Annotated in this window: 19 protein-coding genes; 14 read left to right on the forward strand and 5 right to left on the reverse strand. The window is 70.5% G+C overall.

Translation table 11 applies throughout. The features are described 5' to 3' along the window. Positions 1-203: 203 nt before the first annotated feature. The 5 genes from GAK38_RS23995 to flgA form a co-directional block, all read right to left on the reverse strand. Positions 204-296, reverse strand: coding sequence for a type II toxin-antitoxin system RelE family toxin (locus GAK38_RS23995; RefSeq protein ID WP_443089236.1), 93 nt, complete (start codon positions 294-296; stop codon positions 204-206). Between the two features lie 46 nt (positions 297-342). Then, positions 343-522: a hypothetical protein gene (locus tag GAK38_RS17450; RefSeq protein WP_325346240.1), complete on the reverse strand. Its 180-nt coding sequence runs from the start codon at positions 520-522 to the stop codon at positions 343-345. A gap of 44 nt (positions 523-566) precedes the next feature. Beyond that, positions 567-953 (reverse strand): hypothetical protein, encoded by a 387-nt coding sequence (locus tag GAK38_RS17455; protein WP_325346241.1) that lies wholly within the window; start codon positions 951-953, stop codon positions 567-569. A gap of 106 nt (positions 954-1,059) precedes the next feature. Then, on the reverse strand, positions 1,060-1,422 hold the full coding sequence (gene flgM, locus GAK38_RS17460) for a flagellar biosynthesis anti-sigma factor FlgM (protein WP_325346242.1): 363 nt from the start codon (positions 1,420-1,422) through the stop codon (positions 1,060-1,062). Positions 1,423-1,512: 90 nt separating this feature from the next. Then, the gene (flgA, locus tag GAK38_RS17465) at positions 1,513-2,235 is read right to left on the reverse strand and encodes a flagellar basal body P-ring formation chaperone FlgA (RefSeq protein ID WP_325346243.1); all 723 of its coding nucleotides are present in this window, start codon (positions 2,233-2,235) and stop codon (positions 1,513-1,515) included. Between the two features lie 224 nt (positions 2,236-2,459). Between flgA and flgB the strand changes: the two genes are divergently transcribed. From flgB to GAK38_RS17535, 14 genes are all read left to right on the forward strand, one after another. Beyond that, complete coding sequence (flgB, locus tag GAK38_RS17470; RefSeq protein WP_325346244.1) at positions 2,460-2,906, forward strand: flagellar basal body rod protein FlgB; 447 nt, start codon at positions 2,460-2,462, stop codon at positions 2,904-2,906. A gap of 15 nt (positions 2,907-2,921) precedes the next feature. Next, a complete protein-coding gene (gene flgC / locus GAK38_RS17475) occupies positions 2,922-3,326 on the forward strand; it encodes a flagellar basal body rod protein FlgC (protein ID WP_325346245.1) in 405 nt (134 codons plus the stop codon). 25 nt (positions 3,327-3,351) lie between these two features. Next, positions 3,352-4,023, forward strand: a complete 672-nt coding sequence (locus tag GAK38_RS17480) for a flagellar hook assembly protein FlgD (RefSeq protein ID WP_325346246.1) — start codon at positions 3,352-3,354, stop codon at positions 4,021-4,023. A 23-nt stretch (positions 4,024-4,046) separates the two neighbouring features. Then, entirely contained in the window at positions 4,047-5,276 is a 1,230-nt protein-coding gene (gene flgE, locus GAK38_RS17485; RefSeq protein ID WP_325346247.1) for a flagellar hook protein FlgE, read from the forward strand. Positions 5,277-5,335: 59 nt separating this feature from the next. Next, on the forward strand, positions 5,336-6,076 hold the full coding sequence (gene flgF / locus GAK38_RS17490; protein WP_325346248.1) for a flagellar basal-body rod protein FlgF: 741 nt from the start codon (positions 5,336-5,338) through the stop codon (positions 6,074-6,076). 27 nt (positions 6,077-6,103) lie between these two features. After that, the gene (gene flgG, locus GAK38_RS17495; protein ID WP_325346249.1) at positions 6,104-6,886 is read left to right on the forward strand and encodes a flagellar basal-body rod protein FlgG; all 783 of its coding nucleotides are present in this window, start codon (positions 6,104-6,106) and stop codon (positions 6,884-6,886) included. A 14-nt stretch (positions 6,887-6,900) separates the two neighbouring features. After that, positions 6,901-7,599, forward strand: coding sequence for a flagellar basal body L-ring protein FlgH (locus GAK38_RS17500; protein ID WP_325346250.1), 699 nt, complete (start codon positions 6,901-6,903; stop codon positions 7,597-7,599). Between the two features lie 20 nt (positions 7,600-7,619). Beyond that, positions 7,620-8,741 (forward strand): flagellar basal body P-ring protein FlgI, encoded by a 1,122-nt coding sequence (locus GAK38_RS17505; RefSeq protein ID WP_325346251.1) that lies wholly within the window; start codon positions 7,620-7,622, stop codon positions 8,739-8,741. A gap of 23 nt (positions 8,742-8,764) precedes the next feature. Continuing rightward, a complete protein-coding gene (gene flgJ, locus GAK38_RS17510) occupies positions 8,765-9,742 on the forward strand; it encodes a flagellar assembly peptidoglycan hydrolase FlgJ (RefSeq protein ID WP_325346252.1) in 978 nt (325 codons plus the stop codon). A gap of 175 nt (positions 9,743-9,917) precedes the next feature. Beyond that, complete coding sequence (gene flgK / locus GAK38_RS17515; protein ID WP_325346253.1) at positions 9,918-11,843, forward strand: flagellar hook-associated protein FlgK; 1,926 nt, start codon at positions 9,918-9,920, stop codon at positions 11,841-11,843. 103 nt (positions 11,844-11,946) lie between these two features. After that, entirely contained in the window at positions 11,947-13,191 is a 1,245-nt protein-coding gene (gene flgL / locus GAK38_RS17520) for a flagellar hook-associated protein FlgL (protein ID WP_325346254.1), read from the forward strand. A 42-nt stretch (positions 13,192-13,233) separates the two neighbouring features. Then, on the forward strand, positions 13,234-14,451 hold the full coding sequence (locus GAK38_RS17525) for an HDOD domain-containing protein (protein WP_325346255.1): 1,218 nt from the start codon (positions 13,234-13,236) through the stop codon (positions 14,449-14,451). An 81-nt stretch (positions 14,452-14,532) separates the two neighbouring features. Continuing rightward, positions 14,533-15,045, forward strand: a complete 513-nt coding sequence (locus tag GAK38_RS17530) for a sigma-70 family RNA polymerase sigma factor (protein WP_325346256.1) — start codon at positions 14,533-14,535, stop codon at positions 15,043-15,045. Then, positions 15,042-16,022, forward strand: a complete 981-nt coding sequence (locus GAK38_RS17535; protein ID WP_325346257.1) for a FecR domain-containing protein — start codon at positions 15,042-15,044, stop codon at positions 16,020-16,022. Before GAK38_RS17530 ends, GAK38_RS17535 begins: the two co-directional genes overlap by 4 nt. Positions 16,023-16,089 lie beyond the last annotated feature (67 nt).

Genomic DNA, 16,089 nt, shown 5'->3' on the forward strand with positions numbered 1-16,089 from the left:
TGCCTGCTGCCTGAACTCCAGGCTGAACTCCTGCCCCTTTCTGCCTGCCTTGCTCTTGGTCATCGTCCACCTCCTATTGCGATAGTTAATCGCTTATAGGGGTGTCCGTGAAACGGGGGCAAGATCAGACATCTATACATACCCCCGGGCCCTACCCCCTGGAGCGCTTGGTTGTCATACGCTCCAGGACCATGCCCTCCGGGCTACCGATAGATTTCCTTGCGGTGACCTACCTCAATCACGAGGACGAGGCGCGCACCGTCGCGAATGTCACAGACGATGCGGTGATTTCCCACGCGTTAGCCGAGCTTGCCAAGCTGCCGAACAGTGGTGGCGGTCAGTTCAATCCGCCAGGCCAAGGTCGCGCTCCGCGTCCTCCAGGCTGACAACCTTCTCCTGACCGCTGCGCACGCGCTGGGCTATCGCGTCTGCGCGGTCGCAATCGTCGAGATCGGCCAGGCTTCGCTCGACCAGTTCCTGCCGCTGTTCGACGGCGGGGTCGAGTTGGATGGATGTGGTCATGGAGCACCTCCGCAGCGCAAGGGCTGCGCTGCATCCGGTGCAGATTACCGTGCGGCCTTGTTGTACAGGCGCGCAGCGCCGCCGCCGGCACTGCGCCCCACGGCCGCGCCGTAGGTCGGCGCGTCGGCCAGTTCGGGCACGAGGCAGGCGGCCTGGCGCTCGGCGGCCACGGCGGCGCGGGCGAGCGCTTCGCGCTGGCCCGACAGACGCTGGGCGACCGAGCGCACGCGGCGTTGCAGCACCGGCGACAACGCCGCGGCCGAGGCGGTTTGCCGCTGCAGGGTGTGGGCGAAGGCGGCGCTGGCCTGGCGCAGCGCCGCCCCCTCGCGTTCGAGCGCCCCGGTGTCGGCGGCGAAGAAGGCGCCGTCCACGGCGTCGAGCTGCTGCTCCACGGCGGACAGCGCCTGGTCGAGAGGCGCGTTGAGGTTCATGGCTGAGCGGGGGGAGCGGAGGTGGAGAGAGGAGCGGCGGCCGCGGCAGGCCGCCCGAAGCCGTTGGCGCGCGGGAGCGGCGCGCGCCGGCCTGCCGGCAGCGCGCTCAGGAAGAGGATTGCGGCGTGGACCGCGAACGCACCAGTTGCTCCTGGGCGTTGGACAGCAGCTTGTCGGCCACCGCCTCGGCATCGACCGTGAACTCGCCGCGGTCGATGGCCTTCTTGACCGCATCGACGCGCGCCGCGTTGAATTCGCCGTTGCTGGCCTTGTCGGCCGCATCCAGCGAACGCGCCAGCGTCGAGACGGTGACGGGCACGCCCGACGTGCTCGATGCCGCGTCCCGGGCGGGCGCGGCCGGTGCAGCAGCGGCATCGCTGCTGCTGGCGGTGTTGTTCCTGACGGACTTCTGGGACTGTGCCGCGCCGCTCGCGCCGGGCAGGTCCGGGGTTGCCTGACCAATCTTCATCGCTCTCTCCAGCGCCCCTGCTCGCGGGGCTGCGTCGCCAGGTTTTCGGCGGCGTTCCGGACAACTTTAGCGAAAACATGGCCGGCCGGCTCAGATGGCCACCTGCACCGTTCCATCTTCGAGAACAGTGCCCGAGATGATACGGCCATTGTCGATTCGGACCCGCACAGTCTGGCCCGCGGCACCGGTGCCCATGGCCTGTCCGCCGGTGGCGACCGAGAAACCGCCGCCCTGCGCGACCAGCCGGACCTGGGCGCCGGCCTGGAACAGCGCCGGGGCCTTGACCATCGCATGGCGCAGCGCCTGGCCGGCCTGCAGGGCCCGCGCGGCGATCTGGCCCGTGAACTGCCCCGGGTCGGTGAAGACCGCCGCATTGTCGGCCGCCCAGTCCACCTCGGCCGGCGAGGCGTCGCCGGCGTTGAGCACGGCGCCGGGGTTGACGTTGCCGTTGAGCACCCAGCCCGGCCCGAAAGCCTTGACCGTCACCGGGATGAAGACGTTCCAGCGCACCGGGCCGTCGGTGCAGCGCAGGCCCAGGCGCGTGCGGCCCCACAGGCGCGAGCCGGCCGGCACGTAGGGCTCGACATGTCTGCACGGCGCCAGCTGCAGCCGGCTGTCGAGCGCGCCGACGCCGACCTCCAGCCGCAGCGGCACCGGACCGCCGACGGGCTGGCGGGCCAGCGTGTCGTCGATCCATTTCTGCGACATGCGCACGAGGTCGGCTTCGGCCTGCTGGGCGCAGGCCGCGCCGGCGGCCAGCGCCAGCCCGGCGGCCAGCAGGGGCGAGAGGATGGAGCGGGACGGCAGGGACATGGCGGGGACCTCGGGGGAAGAAAGCAGCCGGCGCACGGCGACGTCCTGCACTCTAGGGCCGGCGGCCCGCACCGATGGGCCGAACTGCGCGCATTTCGCCCGGTTCTTCCGCGCTTCGCCGCGGCGGGCGGCTTCGACAATGCCTGCACGCCGGAGGGCTGTCCGTGCGCCATGGCGCCGCGCCCTCCCCCACCCATCCACCGCCGTTGCGCGAGGAGCTTCGCATGCTGGACAAGTTGACGGGCACGCTGGACTTCCAGAGCCGCGCGCTGCTGCTGCGCGCCGAGCGCCAGCGCACGATCGCGAGCAACATCGCCAACGTCGACACGCCGGGCTACGTGGGCCGCGACTTCGACTTCCCCACGGCGCTGCGCGCGGCCAACGCCGGCGCCGGCACGCAGGCGGCGGTGGAGTTCGCCGCAGGCGGCACCACGACCGATGCACGCCACATCCCGCTGCCGGCCGTGGCCCACACCGCATCGACCACGTCGCTGGGCCGGCCCGCCGAGCTGGGCTATGCGGTGCAGTCGCAGCCCAACCTCGACCAGAACACGGTCGACATCGACCGCGAGCGCGCCAACTTCGTCGACAACTCGGTGCGCTACGAGGCCGCGCTGCGCTTCATCAACGGGCAGTCGCGCACCATGCTCACGGCCATCCAGGGCCAGTAAACGAAGGCGCAGGCCATGTCGATGTTCTCCATCTTCAACGTCTCCGGCAGCGCTATCAGCGCGCAGTCGCAGCGGCTCAACGTGGTGGCCTCCAACCTGGCCAACGTGGAGGCCGTGGCCGGCCCCGACGGCCAGGCCTACAAGGCCCGCCAGGTGGTCTTCCAGACCACGCCACAGGGCAGCGACGCGGCCGCCGGCGTGCGCGTGTCGGCCATCACCGAGAACGACGCGCCGGGCCGCCGCGTCTACGAGCCCAACCATCCCCTGGCCGACCCGCAGGGCTACGTCACGCATTCCAACGTCAACGCCGTCGAGGAGATGGTCAACATGATCTCGGCCTCGCGCTCCTACCAGAACAACGTCGAGGTCATGAACACGGCCAAGACGCTGCTGCTCAAGACGCTGCAGATGGGCCAGTGAGGCCCGCCTTTCCAGGAAACACGCCATGGTCGCCAGCACCTCCTCCACCAGCGGCAGCTCCGCGGTGCTCAACCTCCAGTCCAGCAGCGGCACGGCCAAGGAGATCACCGACGCCGATGCCGCGCAGGACCGCTTTCTCAAGCTGCTGGTCGCGCAGCTGGCCAACCAGGATCCGATGAACCCGATGGACAACGCGCAGATGACCTCGCAGATCGCGCAGATCAACACGGTCACCAGCATCCAGCAGCTCAATGCCACGGTCAAGGGCCTGGCCGAGCAGTTCAGCACGCTGCAGGTCATGCAGGGCAGCGCGCTCGTCGGCCGCACCGTGCTGACCGAGGGCAACACGCTCGCCATCGATGCGGACACCCGGCAGGCGAACGGCAGCTTCGAGCTGGCCGGCGACGCCACCGACGTGACCGTGCAGGTGCTCACGCCCGGCGGCCAGACGGTGGACACGATCAAGCTCGGCGCGCAGGCCGGCGGCCGCCACGACTTCACCTGGGACGCGTCGAGCTATGCCGGCAGCGGCACGCCGACCTTCACCGTGGTCGCCAAGGCCGGCACGGAATCGGTCGCCAGCACCGCCTACACCCGCGACAAGGTGGTGTCCGTCGGCGCCGACAGCGGCGCGCTCAAGCTCAACCTCGAGAAGGCCGGCAGCGTCGAGTACGCCAAGGTCAAGGCCATCCTTTAACCACCACCGGCAGGGGAATCACCATGAGTTTTCAACAAGGGCTCTCGGGCCTCAACGCGGCGAGCAAGAACCTCGACGTGATCGGCCACAACATCGCCAACGCCAACACGACGGGTTTCAAGTCCTCGCGCGCGGAGTTCGCCGAGCTGATCGCCACGGCCGGCAAGACCGGCGGCAGCAGCTCCGGCATCGGCGTGGAGGTGCAGGCCGTGGCCCAGCAGTTCGACCAGGGCAACGTCAGGGTCACCGGCAACAGCCTGGACGTGGCCATCAACGGCAACGGCTTCTTCGCGCTGCAGCAGACCGACGGCTCGCTGGCCTACAGCCGCGCCGGCGACTTCAAGCTCGACACCAGCGGCAACCTCGTGACCAACGACGCATCGAAGGTGCTGGGCTACACGCTGGACCCGGACACCGGCCTGCGCACCTCGTCCAGCACCGTGCCGCTGGTCTTCCCGACCTCGGCACCCATCGCGGCCAAGCAGACCACCAAGATCACCGCGAGCTTCAACCTCGACGCCCGCGCGACCGATGCCGCCGGAGACGCCACGGCCACGCCGCCGGTGGCCGCCACGCCGCGCTCCACCTACAGCACTTCGCTCAACGTCTACGACAGCCAGGGCGTGGCCAAGCCGGTGAGCCTGTATTTCGAGAAGAACGGCAACAACACCTGGAACGTGTACGACTCGCTCGACACCACGGCCACGGCGGTCGGCCAGCTCGTGTTCGACGACACCGGCGCGATCGTCAGCGGCTTCTCGCTCACGCTCTCGGTGGCGCCCACGCCGCCGAATCCGAACAACCTCGCGGCCTACAACGTGACGCTCGACTTCGCGGACGTCTCCCAGTACGGCTCGAAGTTCTCGGTGTCCGACCTCAGCCAGGACGGCTATGCCTCCGGCGAACTCACCGGCATCAACATCGAGGACGACGGCACGATCACGACGCGCTATTCCAACGGCGTCAGCCGCGCCGAAGGGCAGGTCGCGCTGGCCAGCTTCCGCAACACGCAGGGCCTGGCGTCGATCGGCGGCAACAAGTGGGTCGAGACCTCCACCTCGGGCCAGGCCACCTACGGCACGCCGACCGACGGCAGCTTCGGCGCGTTGCGCTCGGGCGCGCTGGAGGACTCCAACGTCGACCTGACCGCCGAGCTGGTCAACATGATGACCGCCCAGCGCAACTACCAGGCCAACGCGCAAACCATCAAGACGCAGGACCAGATCATGTCCACGCTGGTCAACCTGCGCTGATACCCTGACCAGTAGTCTCCCATAGCGTTCGAACCACGCCCTCGTAAGGCATATACCCCGTGGACCATATCATCTACACCGCGATGTCCGGCGCCTCGGCCACGGCCAGCCGGCAGGCCGTGCTCGCCAACAACCTGGCCAACGCGACCACCAACGGCTTCCGCGCCGAGATGATGTCGTTCCGCGCGGTGCCGGTGCAGGGCGACGGCGCCAAGACCCGGGTGTTCTCGCTGGAGGCCACCGCGGGCTACGTCGACACGCCCGGCCCGGTGCAGCGCACCGGCCGCAACCTCGACGCCATGCCGCAGGGCAACGCCTGGTTCGCGGTGCAGGCGCTGGACGGCACCGAGGCCTATACGCGCGCCGGCACCTTCGAGGTGACGGCCCAGGGCCAGCTGCTCAACGACAAGGGCCAGACCGTGCTGTCCGACGGCGGCGCGCCGATCGACGTGCCGCCCGATTCCGAGGTCACGCTCGGCAGCGACGGCACGGTCAGCGTGCGCACCGGCGACCAGCCCGCCGTCCAGCTCGCGCGGCTCAAGCTGGTCACGCCCGAAGCGGGCACGCGCCTGCAGCGCGGCGCCGACGGCCTGTTCCGCACGCCCGACGGCGAGCCGCTGCAAAGCGATGCGAACGCCCGCATCCAGACCGGCGCGGTCGAGGGCTCCAACGTCAACGCCATCGAGTCGATGGTGAGCATCATCGATGCCGCCCGCAGCTTCGAGCACCAGATGCGGCTGCTGCAGACGGCCGAATCGGACGACAAGTCCGCCAGCCAGTTGCTCAGCGTGACGGCGTGAACGGCTGACGCCTCGAAGGAGAACCACATGATCAATTCGCTCTGGATCGCCAAGACCGGCATGGAGGCGCAGCAGACCCAGCTCGACGTCGTCTCCAACAACCTGGCCAACGTCTCGACCAACGGCTTCAAGCGCGCCACCGCCGTGTTCGAGGACCTGATCTACCAGAACCTGCGCCAGGTCGGCGCCAACAGCACCGACCAGTCGCAGCTGCCCACCGGCCTGCAGGTCGGCCTGGGCGTGCGCACCGTGGCCACCAGCCGCAACTTCGGCCAGGGCAGCCTGCAGCAGTCGGGCAACAAGCTGGACGTGGCCATCCGCGGCAACGGCTTCTTCGAGGTCACGCTGCCCGACGGCACCATCGGCTACACCCGCGACGGCGGCTTCCAGCTCGACAGCCAGGGCCGCGTCGTGACCTCCGGCGGCCTGGCGGTCAACGGCGGCATCACCGTGCCGGCCAATGCGACCAACATCAGCATCGCCGCCGACGGCACCGTCTCGGTCACGCTGCCGGGCAACGTACAGCCGCAGCAGGTCGGGCAGATCACGCTGGCCAACTTCGTCAATCCGGCCGGCCTGGAGCCGCGCGGCCAGAACCTCTTCACCGAGACCGCCGCGTCGGGCCAGCCCCAGCAGGGCGTGGCCGGCACCAACGGCATCGGCACGATCATGCAGGGCTTCGTCGAGACGTCCAACGTGAACGTGGTGCAGGAGCTGGTCACCATGATCCAGACCCAGCGCGCCTACGAGATGAATTCGAAGGCGGTGCAGACCTCCGACCAGATGCTCCAGAAACTGGCCCAGCTCTGATCCGCAGCCCCCCGATGAAGATCTTCTTCCCGCGCGCCCTCCCCGCCTGCTGCGCCGCCGTGCTGTGCGCCGGCTGCGCCGGCACGCTGTCGCCGGCGCCGCAGGTGGACGTGCTGAGCACCGCGCCGCCGGTGCTGAGCCCGCAGCAGGTGGCAGGCGTCAACCTGCCGGCTTCGGGCAGCCTGTTTCGCACCAGCGGCTACCGGCCGGGCTTCGAGGACCGGCGCGCGCGCCAGGTCGGCGACGTGGTGACGATCAACATCGTCGAGAACGTGACGGCCAGCCAGCAGTCCACCTCCACCATCGACCGCAGCAACGACGTGAAGGCCGGCATCAGCGCGCTGCCGTTCTTCGGCGCCGCATCGCTGGCGGCCAAGACCGGCATCGGCGCGTCGAGCGAAAACAACTTCTCGGGCAAGGGCGGCACCTCCAGCGCCAACACCTTCTCGGGCGCGATCACGGCGACGGTGGTCGAGGTGCTGCCCAATGGCCACCTCGTCGTGACCGGCGAGAAGCAGATCGGCGTGAACCAGAACGTGGACGTGCTGCGCTTCTCCGGCACGGTCGATCCGCGCGCGCTGCAGCCGGGCAGCATCGTCAGCTCCAGCCAGGTCGCCAACGTGCGGGTGGAGTCGCGCGGCCGCGGCGCGCAGGCTGAAGCCCAGGCAACTGGCTGGTTGTCCCGGGTCTTTTTGAACGTTCTGCCGTTCTGATCCTGCGGACAATCCGCGCCATGACCCGCCTCGCCCGCCTTCTCTCTCCGCCCCTGCTGGCTCTTGCCGCGCTGCTGGCCGCCGTGCCCGCGCAGGCGCTGCGCATCAAGGAGGTGGCCGCGGTGCAGGGCGTGCGCAGCAACCAGCTGACCGGCTACGGCCTGGTCGTGGGTCTCGACGGCACCGGCGACCAGACCACGCAGATGCCCTACACCACGCAGAGCCTGGCCAACTACCTGGAGCAGATGGGTGTGAAGCTGCCCGCGAGCGTCACCACCTCGCCGCAGCTCAAGAACGTGGCCGCGGTGATCGTGACGGCCGAGCTGCCGGCCTTCGCGCAGCCGGGCCAGGCGATCGACGTGGTGGTGTCCTCCACCGGCAACGCCAAGTCGCTCAAGGGCGGCACACTGGTCGCCACGCCGCTGCGCGGCGCCGACGGCGAGATCTACGCGCTGGCCCAGGGCAACCTCGTGGTCGGGGGCGCCGGCGCCTCCGCCGGCGGCAGCAAGGTGCAGATCAACCATCTGAGCGCCGGCCGCGTGCCCGGCGGCGCCCAGGTCGAGCGCGCGGTACCCACGCCGCTGCAGGAAGGCAGCACCATCAGCCTGGGCCTCAACGCGACCGACTTCCAGACCGCGCGCCGCGTGGCCCAGGCGATCAACCGCGCCCAGGGCGCCAACCGTGCGCGCGCGCTCGACGGCCGCACGGTGGAGGTGCAGGCGCCCACCGAACCCGACGCCCGCGTGACGTTCATCGCCGAGCTGGAGGAACTCCCGCTGGAGCAGAGCGCGCCCTCGGCCAAGGTGGTGATCAACGCGCGCACCGGCTCCATTGTGCTCAATCAGGCCGTCACGCTCGGCCCCTGCGCGGTCGCGCACGGCAACCTGTCGATCAGCATCAGTTCCACGCCGGTCATCAGCCAGCCCGGGCCGCTGTCGCAGGGCCAGACCGTGGTGGCGCAGAAGAGCAATATCCAGATCAAGCAGGACCCGGGCATCCTCATGCAGATGCCGGCCTCGCCGCAGCTGGTCGACGTGGTGCGCGCGCTCAACGCGCTCGGCGCCACGCCGCAGGACCTGCTCGCGATCCTGCAGGCGATCAAGGCCGCCGGCGCGCTCAACGCCGAGCTCGAAGTGATCTGACGCGCGACAGGAGAACCCGCACCATGGCATTCGGCTCCACGACCTCCGCGCTCGCGGTGCAGCAGTCGACGTCCAACGCCCTCGCCGCGGACACGCGCTCGCTCAATGCGCTGAAGTACGCCGCCTCGCAGAACGACCCGGCCGCGGTGAAGACCGCCGCCAAGGAGTTCGAGTCGCTCTTCATGCGCGAGGTGATGAAGAGCATGCGCGAGGCCACGATGAAGTCCGGCATGTTCGAGAGCGCGCAGGAAAACCTGGGCAACGACATGCTCGACCAGCAGTTCGCCGTGAAGATGTCGGGCCAGAGCGGCGGCCTGTCGGACCTGATCGCCAGGCAGCTCATGCGCCAGATGGGCCAGGACGCCAGCGGCGACGCGGCCGAGGGCATGACCTCCACGGTGAGCCTGGGCGCGCTGCGCTCCTTGCCGGCGGCATCCACCGCCCAGGCCGGCCGCAGCGCGGCGCCGGCTAACGTCAAGACCACCGCTTCGCAGGCCGACTTCGTGCAGCGCCATGCCGACGCGGCCGCGCGGGTGCAGGCCGACAGCGGCCTGCCCGCGGCCTTCATGCTCGGCCAGGCCGGCCACGAGACCGGCTGGGGCAGGAGCGAGATCAAGAACCGCGACGGCAGCCCGTCGTACAACCTGTTCGGCATCAAGGCCGGCGCCGGCTGGACCGGCAAGGTGGCAACCGTCACCACCACCGAATACGTCGGCGGCGTGCCGCGCAAGGTGACCGCGAAGTTCCGCGCCTACGACTCCTACGAGGACTCGTTCCGCGACTACGCCAACATGATCACCAGCAGCCCGCGCTACGCCCACGCGCGCGCGCAGACCGGCTCGGCCACGGCCTATGCCTCGGCGCTGAAAAAGGCCGGCTATGCGACCGACCCGGCCTATGCCGCCAAGCTCGGCCGCGCGATCCACAGCGCCGCCGCAGTGGCGCAGGATCTTTCTGCCAGCCGCAGCGCCCAGCGCCTGCAGGCCAGCCCAAGCGCATGACCATTCCCCCGAGCAACTCCGTTGCTCCCCCCTTCTCTCGCTTCGCGGGAAGGGGGGCGACGCCAGCGCGGCGGGGCCGCCCCTGCGCGGCGCCTGCTGGCCTCGGCCGCAGCGAGGCATGCGTTGCGCGCGATGGGCAGCGCACAGGAGAGAAAAGAGAGAGGAGAACCCACCGATGAGCAGCCTGCTCAACGTCGCGGCCCGGGCGCTGATGGCCAACCAGGCCGTGCTCAACACCGTCGGCCACAACATCGCCAACGTCAACACGCCGGGCTACTCGCGGCAGACGACGGTGCTGTCGCCGGTGGCCGGGCAGTTCTCCGGCGGCGGCTACATCGGCAAGGGCGTCGAGCTGGTCACGGTGCAGCGCAACTACAGCGAGTTTCTGACCAAGCAGTCGGCGCTGGCCAAGTCCACCGCCGCACTCGACGCGGCCCGCTCGCAGCGGCTGTCGCAGCTGCAGGACGTGTTCCCGAGCGGCACCGACGGCCTGGGCTCCGCGATCACCGACATGCTCAACGCGTTCTCCGACGTGGTGAGCGCGCCCACCGACCTGACCGCGCGCAGCGTGGTGCTCACCCGCGCCGACGAGCTGACCGCGCGCTTGCGCCAGGCGTCGCAGCAGCTGGGCGACTTGAAGAGCGGGGTCTCGCAGGAGCTGCAGAACTCGGTGACCTCGGCCAACAGCATCATCGGCCGCATCGCCGCGGTCAACGACCAGATCGCCCGCGCCACCGGCAACGGCCAGACGCCCAACGACCTGCTCGACCAGCGCGACCAGCTCGTCTCGCAGCTCAATCAGTACGCCCAGACCTCCACCGTGGCGGCCAGCGACGGCACCCTGAGCGTCTTCGTCGGCAACCAGGCGGTGGTGCTGGGCACGACGACCGCGCAGCTCGCGCTGAAAACCGACGACTACGGCGAACTCAAGCTCATGGCCGACCGCGACGGCGTGGAGACCTCGATCGACGAGTTTCACCTGGCAGGCGGCGAGATCGCGGGCAACCTTCGCTTCTACAACAAGGACCTGACCGAAGGCGCCAACCTGCTGGGCCGCTTGGCGCTGTCGCTGGCGACCACGGTCAACGCGCAGCACCAGGTGGGCGTGGATTTCAACGGCAACGCCGGCGGCAACTTCTTTACGCCCATCACCATCCCCGACGCGCGCGCGGCCAGCTTCAACACCGGCACGGCCACCGTGTCGGCCACGGTCGGCGACGCCAGCCAGCTCGAAGCGTCGAACTACCAGATCCTGTTCACCTCGGCCACCGGCGGCAGCATCACCCGGCTGTCCGACGGCGTGGCCGAGAACTTCACCGTCTCCGGCACGCCGCCGACGATCCAGACGGCCTCCGGCACGGGCCTGACCCTCACCGTCAGCGGCACGCCCAACGCGGGCGACGCCTACGTGCTGGAGCCCTACGCCACGGCCGCGTCGCAGATGCAGATGGCGTTCTCCTCGCCGCGCGAGCTGGCCGTGGCCAACCCGGTGGAAGCGTCGATCGCCTCCACCAACACCGGCTCGCTGGCGGTGACCAGCCTGCAGGCCACGCCCGCGCTGGGCGCCAACGCCACCACCACCGGCTACGCGGCCACCCTGACCTTCGCGGCCGGGCCGCCGGCGACCTACACGGTCACGGGCTCCGGCACTCCCGCCAGCGGCACCACCGCCAGCTACGTTCCCGGCCAGACCATTTCCATCGACGGCTGGGAGCTGAAGCTCACCGGCTCGCCGCAGGACGGCGACACGATCCAGGTCGGCAAGGCCACCTCCGACTTCTCCCAGCGCAACGCCGGCAATGCCAGCGCGCTCATGAACCGGCGCGACAAGACGCTGTTCGACGGCGGCTCGCTGTCCGACGGCTATGCGAGCCTGATCGCGCAGATCGGCGTGCGCACCCAGGCCGCGCAGTACGCCTCCAGCGTGTCCGACCAGATCGCCGCCAGCACCGAGAGCGACCGCACCGCCGTCTCCGGCGTCAACCTCGACGAGGAGGCCGCGCGGCTGCTGCAGTTCCAGCAGGCCTACCAGGCCTGCTCGAAGATGGTTCAGATCGCCAACGGCATCTTCGACAGCCTGATCGCCAACATGGGCCGCTGACCGCGATGCGCAGGTATACCCTACCCTGTGGTGCTCCACAGCGCTTAATTTTCAGTTATTTCAGAACTATACCCCCAACCCCATCGCATCAGGAGGAGCAGTCATGGCCGCCAACTACACCCGTGTGGGCTCATACAACGCGCTGGACAACACCATCCGCAACCTGACGGCGCGCTATGCCTCGCTGACCCAGCTGCAGGAGAACCTGACCTCCGGCAAGCGCGTGCTGCGCCCGAGCGACGACCCGACCGCCGCTGCCCAGGCCGAGCGCGCCATCACCCGCATCGCCCGGGTGCAGGCCGACCAGCGCGCGCTCGACAACCAGCGCAACACCATGGCGCTGACCGAATCCACGCTCAAGAACTCGGTCGACCTGCTGCAGGACGCCCGCGAACTCGTGGTGCAGGCCGGCGGCGCCGGGCTCACCGCCGACAACCGCGCCACCATCGCCAACCAGATCAAGGCCATCTCCGAGCAGCTGCTGGGTTTGGCCAACACCCAGGACACCAACGGCCTGCCGGTCTTCAGCGGCCTGGGCAGCGCCGGGACGCCCTTCGCGTCCACCGGCAACGCCGCGCCCGACGACTACACCTACCAGGGGCTGGCCGGACAGTCGGCCAGCGGCGAGGTCTGGATCCCGCAGACCCTCGACGGCGACCTGGCCTGGAACTTCCACCCGCAGCGCGACGGCGTGTTCGACGCCAGGCTCACGCTGGCCGACCCGACCCTCCCGCTGGCCGACGGCGAGAAGCCGCTGGCCACCACGCCGGTCGCCATCACCGGCTCGCCCGTGGCGACCGGCGACAGCTACCGGCTGAGCTTCGCGGTGGACGCCACCACCGGCGCCAAGACCTACCAGATCGTCGACACCACCACCAACACGCCGGTCACCGCCACGCCGCAGCCCTACGTGGACGGCCAGGAGATCACCTTCGACGGCCTGAAGATCACCGCCACCGGCACACCGCACGACGGCGACACGGTGGACATCACGCCGCAGAAGAACGTCTTCAGCGTGCTCGACAACGCGGTGGACCGCATCCGCAACGCCACCGACAGCAACGCCGCCGCGCAGGCCGTGGCGCAGGCGCTGGGCCAGATCGACTCGGCGCTCAAGAACCTCAACACCTCGCGCAGCTACGCCGGCGAACTGCTCAACCGCGCCGACCGCATCAGCGGCCGGCAGGAGACCCGCTCCACCCAGCTCGAAGCCGACCGCTCGCGCGCCGAGGACCTGGACATGATCCAGGGCATCTCCGACCAGCAGAACCAGCAGACCGCCTACCAGGCCGCGCTGGGCACCTACGCGCAGGTGCAGAAGCTCTCGCTCTTCAACTACATCTCATGACCGTTTCTGCGCTAGCCTAGGCGGACTTGGAGACACGCAGCAATGGTCCAATCCGTCCTCGGCAGCCTCACGCTCGGCTACCGCCCCCTGTGGAACCGCAACCGGGCGCTGGCCGGCGTGCAGCTCTTCGTCTGCAACGACGGCGAGGCGCCGGTCGATGCGCCGCACCTGCTGCGCACGCTGCACGAAACCTGGGGCCCGTCGTCGCCCCAGCTGCTGCTGTCGCTGCAGACCCACCAGCTGCTGCACGATCTGCTGGCCCATGCCGCCGGCGGCGAAGGCCAACCCTGGATCGAGGTGCCGGGCGAATGGCTCGATACCGACCCCGGCCTGCGGGCCCGCGTGCAGGCCGCCCATGCGCGCGGCGCCGCGCTGGTCTGGCGCGGCGGCGCCGACCGCCTGCCCGATGCGCCGTCGGCCGGCTTCTTCCGCCGCAGCCTCGTCACCCTGCCGCCCGAATACGCCGTCACCGCGCTGCAGGCCGAGAGCGCCGGCATGCATGACCAGAGCCCGGTGCAGCCGGGCTGGATCTGCGAAGGCATCGAAAACCGCGCCCTGCTCGACCACGCGCTCGACCGCCGCCAGGCCTGGGGCACGGCCGGCTGGCCGGCCGAGGACGTGCTGCACACCCTGCGCCACGACCAGCCCCAGCCGCTGCACTCCACGCTGCTGCGCCTGCTCAAGGTCATCGACGCCGACGAGTCGCTCGAATCCTTCGAGCAGATCCTCAGCGAAGACCCGCTGCTGGCGTACCGCTTCATGGTCTTCACCAACTCGGCCGCCCTGGGCCTGCGCACCGGCATCGACTCGCTGCGCCGCGGCCTGATGATGATGGGCTACGGCGCGCTCGCGCGCTGGCTCACCGACCAGCTGCCCAGCGCCACCACCGAGCCCGACGTGCTGCCGATCCGCGGCGCCATGGTCATCCGCGCGCGCCTGACCGAGCAGCTCATCGACGCCGGCATCGAGGCCGACCTGCGCCGCGAGGTCTACCTCTGCGGCCTGTTCTCGCAGCTCGACGGCATCCTGCGCGAGCCGCTGGGCACCATCCTCAAGCGCCTGCCGCTGTCCGAGCGCATCTACGCGGCCACCGTCACCCGCACCGGCCCCTACGCGCCGAGCCTGGACGTGGCCTGCGCCCTGGAGACCGGCGACGCCGCGGCCGTGCGCCAGTTGCGCAAGACCCACGACCTCGGCGCCGAAGAGGTCAACCGCGTGCTGCTGCGGGTGCTGCGCGACCTGGACGCGGCACGGCCGTAGGAGCGGCGCCGCGGCGCGCCGTGGCGCGGCCGCGGCCGGCGCCCTTCATAATGAGAGACATTTTCATTTGAAGCAGCCGCCATGCCACCGGCCGACCGCAGCGCCTCCGGCGACATCCTCCGTCTCTACACCGACCACCACGCCTGGCTCGTCGGCTGGCTGCGCCGCCGGCTCGACCGCGGCTGGCTCGCGGCCGACCTGGCGCAGGACACCTTCCTGCACCTCCTGGCCGCACCGGCCCCGGCGATCCGCGAACCCCGGCCCTTCCTTGCCACCATCGCGCGCCGGCTGCTCGCCAGCCACTACCGGCGCCAGGCGCTGGAGCAGGACTACCTCGACGCCCTCGCCGCGCTGCCCGCGCCGCTGCAGTCCTCGCCCGAGGAGCGGCTGCTGGCCGTGCGGGCGCTGGCCGCGCTCGACCGCGGGCTGCACAGCCTGCCGGCACGGGCGCGCGAGGCGTTCCTGCTCGCCCACCTCGACGGGCTGGACTACGCCGGCATCGCCGGGCGGCTCGGCGTGAGCGTGCACGCCGTCAAGAAGTACATCGTGCGCGCCAACCAGGCCTGCTTCTTCGCCGCCGATCCGACGCCATGACGGCAACGCCGCCCATTCCCGAGCGCACCGCGCGCGAGGCCGCCGAATGGCTCGCCACGCTGATGTCCGGCACTGCCGGCGAAGAGGACACGCGCCGCTGGCGCCTCTGGCGCGCGGCCGACCCAGCACACGAGCGCGCCTGGCAGCGCATCGAGCACCTGTCGGCCGGGCTGCGCCAGCTCCATCCCGGCGCCGCGCGCCAGGCGCTGGACAACGCGGCGGCCCACCAGGCCGGCCGCCGCCGCGCCCTGCGCGCCGTGGCCTGGACCGGCATCGCGGGCGGCGCCGGCTGGGCCGGCCTGCGCTCCCCCGCCGGCCGCGGACTGCTGGCCGACCAGCGCACCGCCGCCGGCGAGCGGCGCGAGGCCACGCTGCCCGACGGCACCCGCCTGCTGCTCGACACCGCCAGCGCCGCGGACGTGCGCTACGGCGGCGCCGAACGCCTGCTCGTGCTGCGCGCCGGCCGCATCCTCGTCAGCACCGCCCATCCTCAAGGCGAAGCCCGGCCCTTCGTCGTGCAGACCGCCGAGGGCCGCGCGCGCGCCCTGGGCACCCGCTTCACCGTGCGGCAGGACGAAGGCGCCACCACCGTCGCCGTGGCCGAAGGCGCCGTCGAACTCGCGGCCGCGGGCGGCGGCGCGCCCCGCGTGCTGGGCGCCGGCCGGACGTCGCGCCTGCTGCCGCGCGGCTTCGACGGGCAGGCCCTGCCGCTCGACGAGGAAGCCGCGCTGGCGTGGACCCGCGGCCAGATCATCGCCGACGGCATGCGGCTCGACGCCTTCCTCGCCGAACTCGCCCGCTACCGGCCCGGCCTGCTGCAGTGCGACCCGGCCATCGCCGCACTGCGCATCTCCGGCGTCTTCCCGGTGGCCGACACCGGCGCCGTGCTCGCCACCCTCCCCTTGTCGCTGCCGGTGCAGGTGCGCACCCGCACGCGCTGGTGGCTGCGCGTAGAGCCGGCCGGCATACCGCTGTAGAAACCCATACTCCCCCGCATACTAGCCCACAACCAGCTGTACATGCCTTCCTGAAGCACATACCCAT

This window comes from Xylophilus sp., from assembly GCA_009914555.1.
In the GTDB taxonomy this organism is placed as follows: Bacteria; Pseudomonadota; Gammaproteobacteria; order Burkholderiales; family Burkholderiaceae_C; genus WNDY01.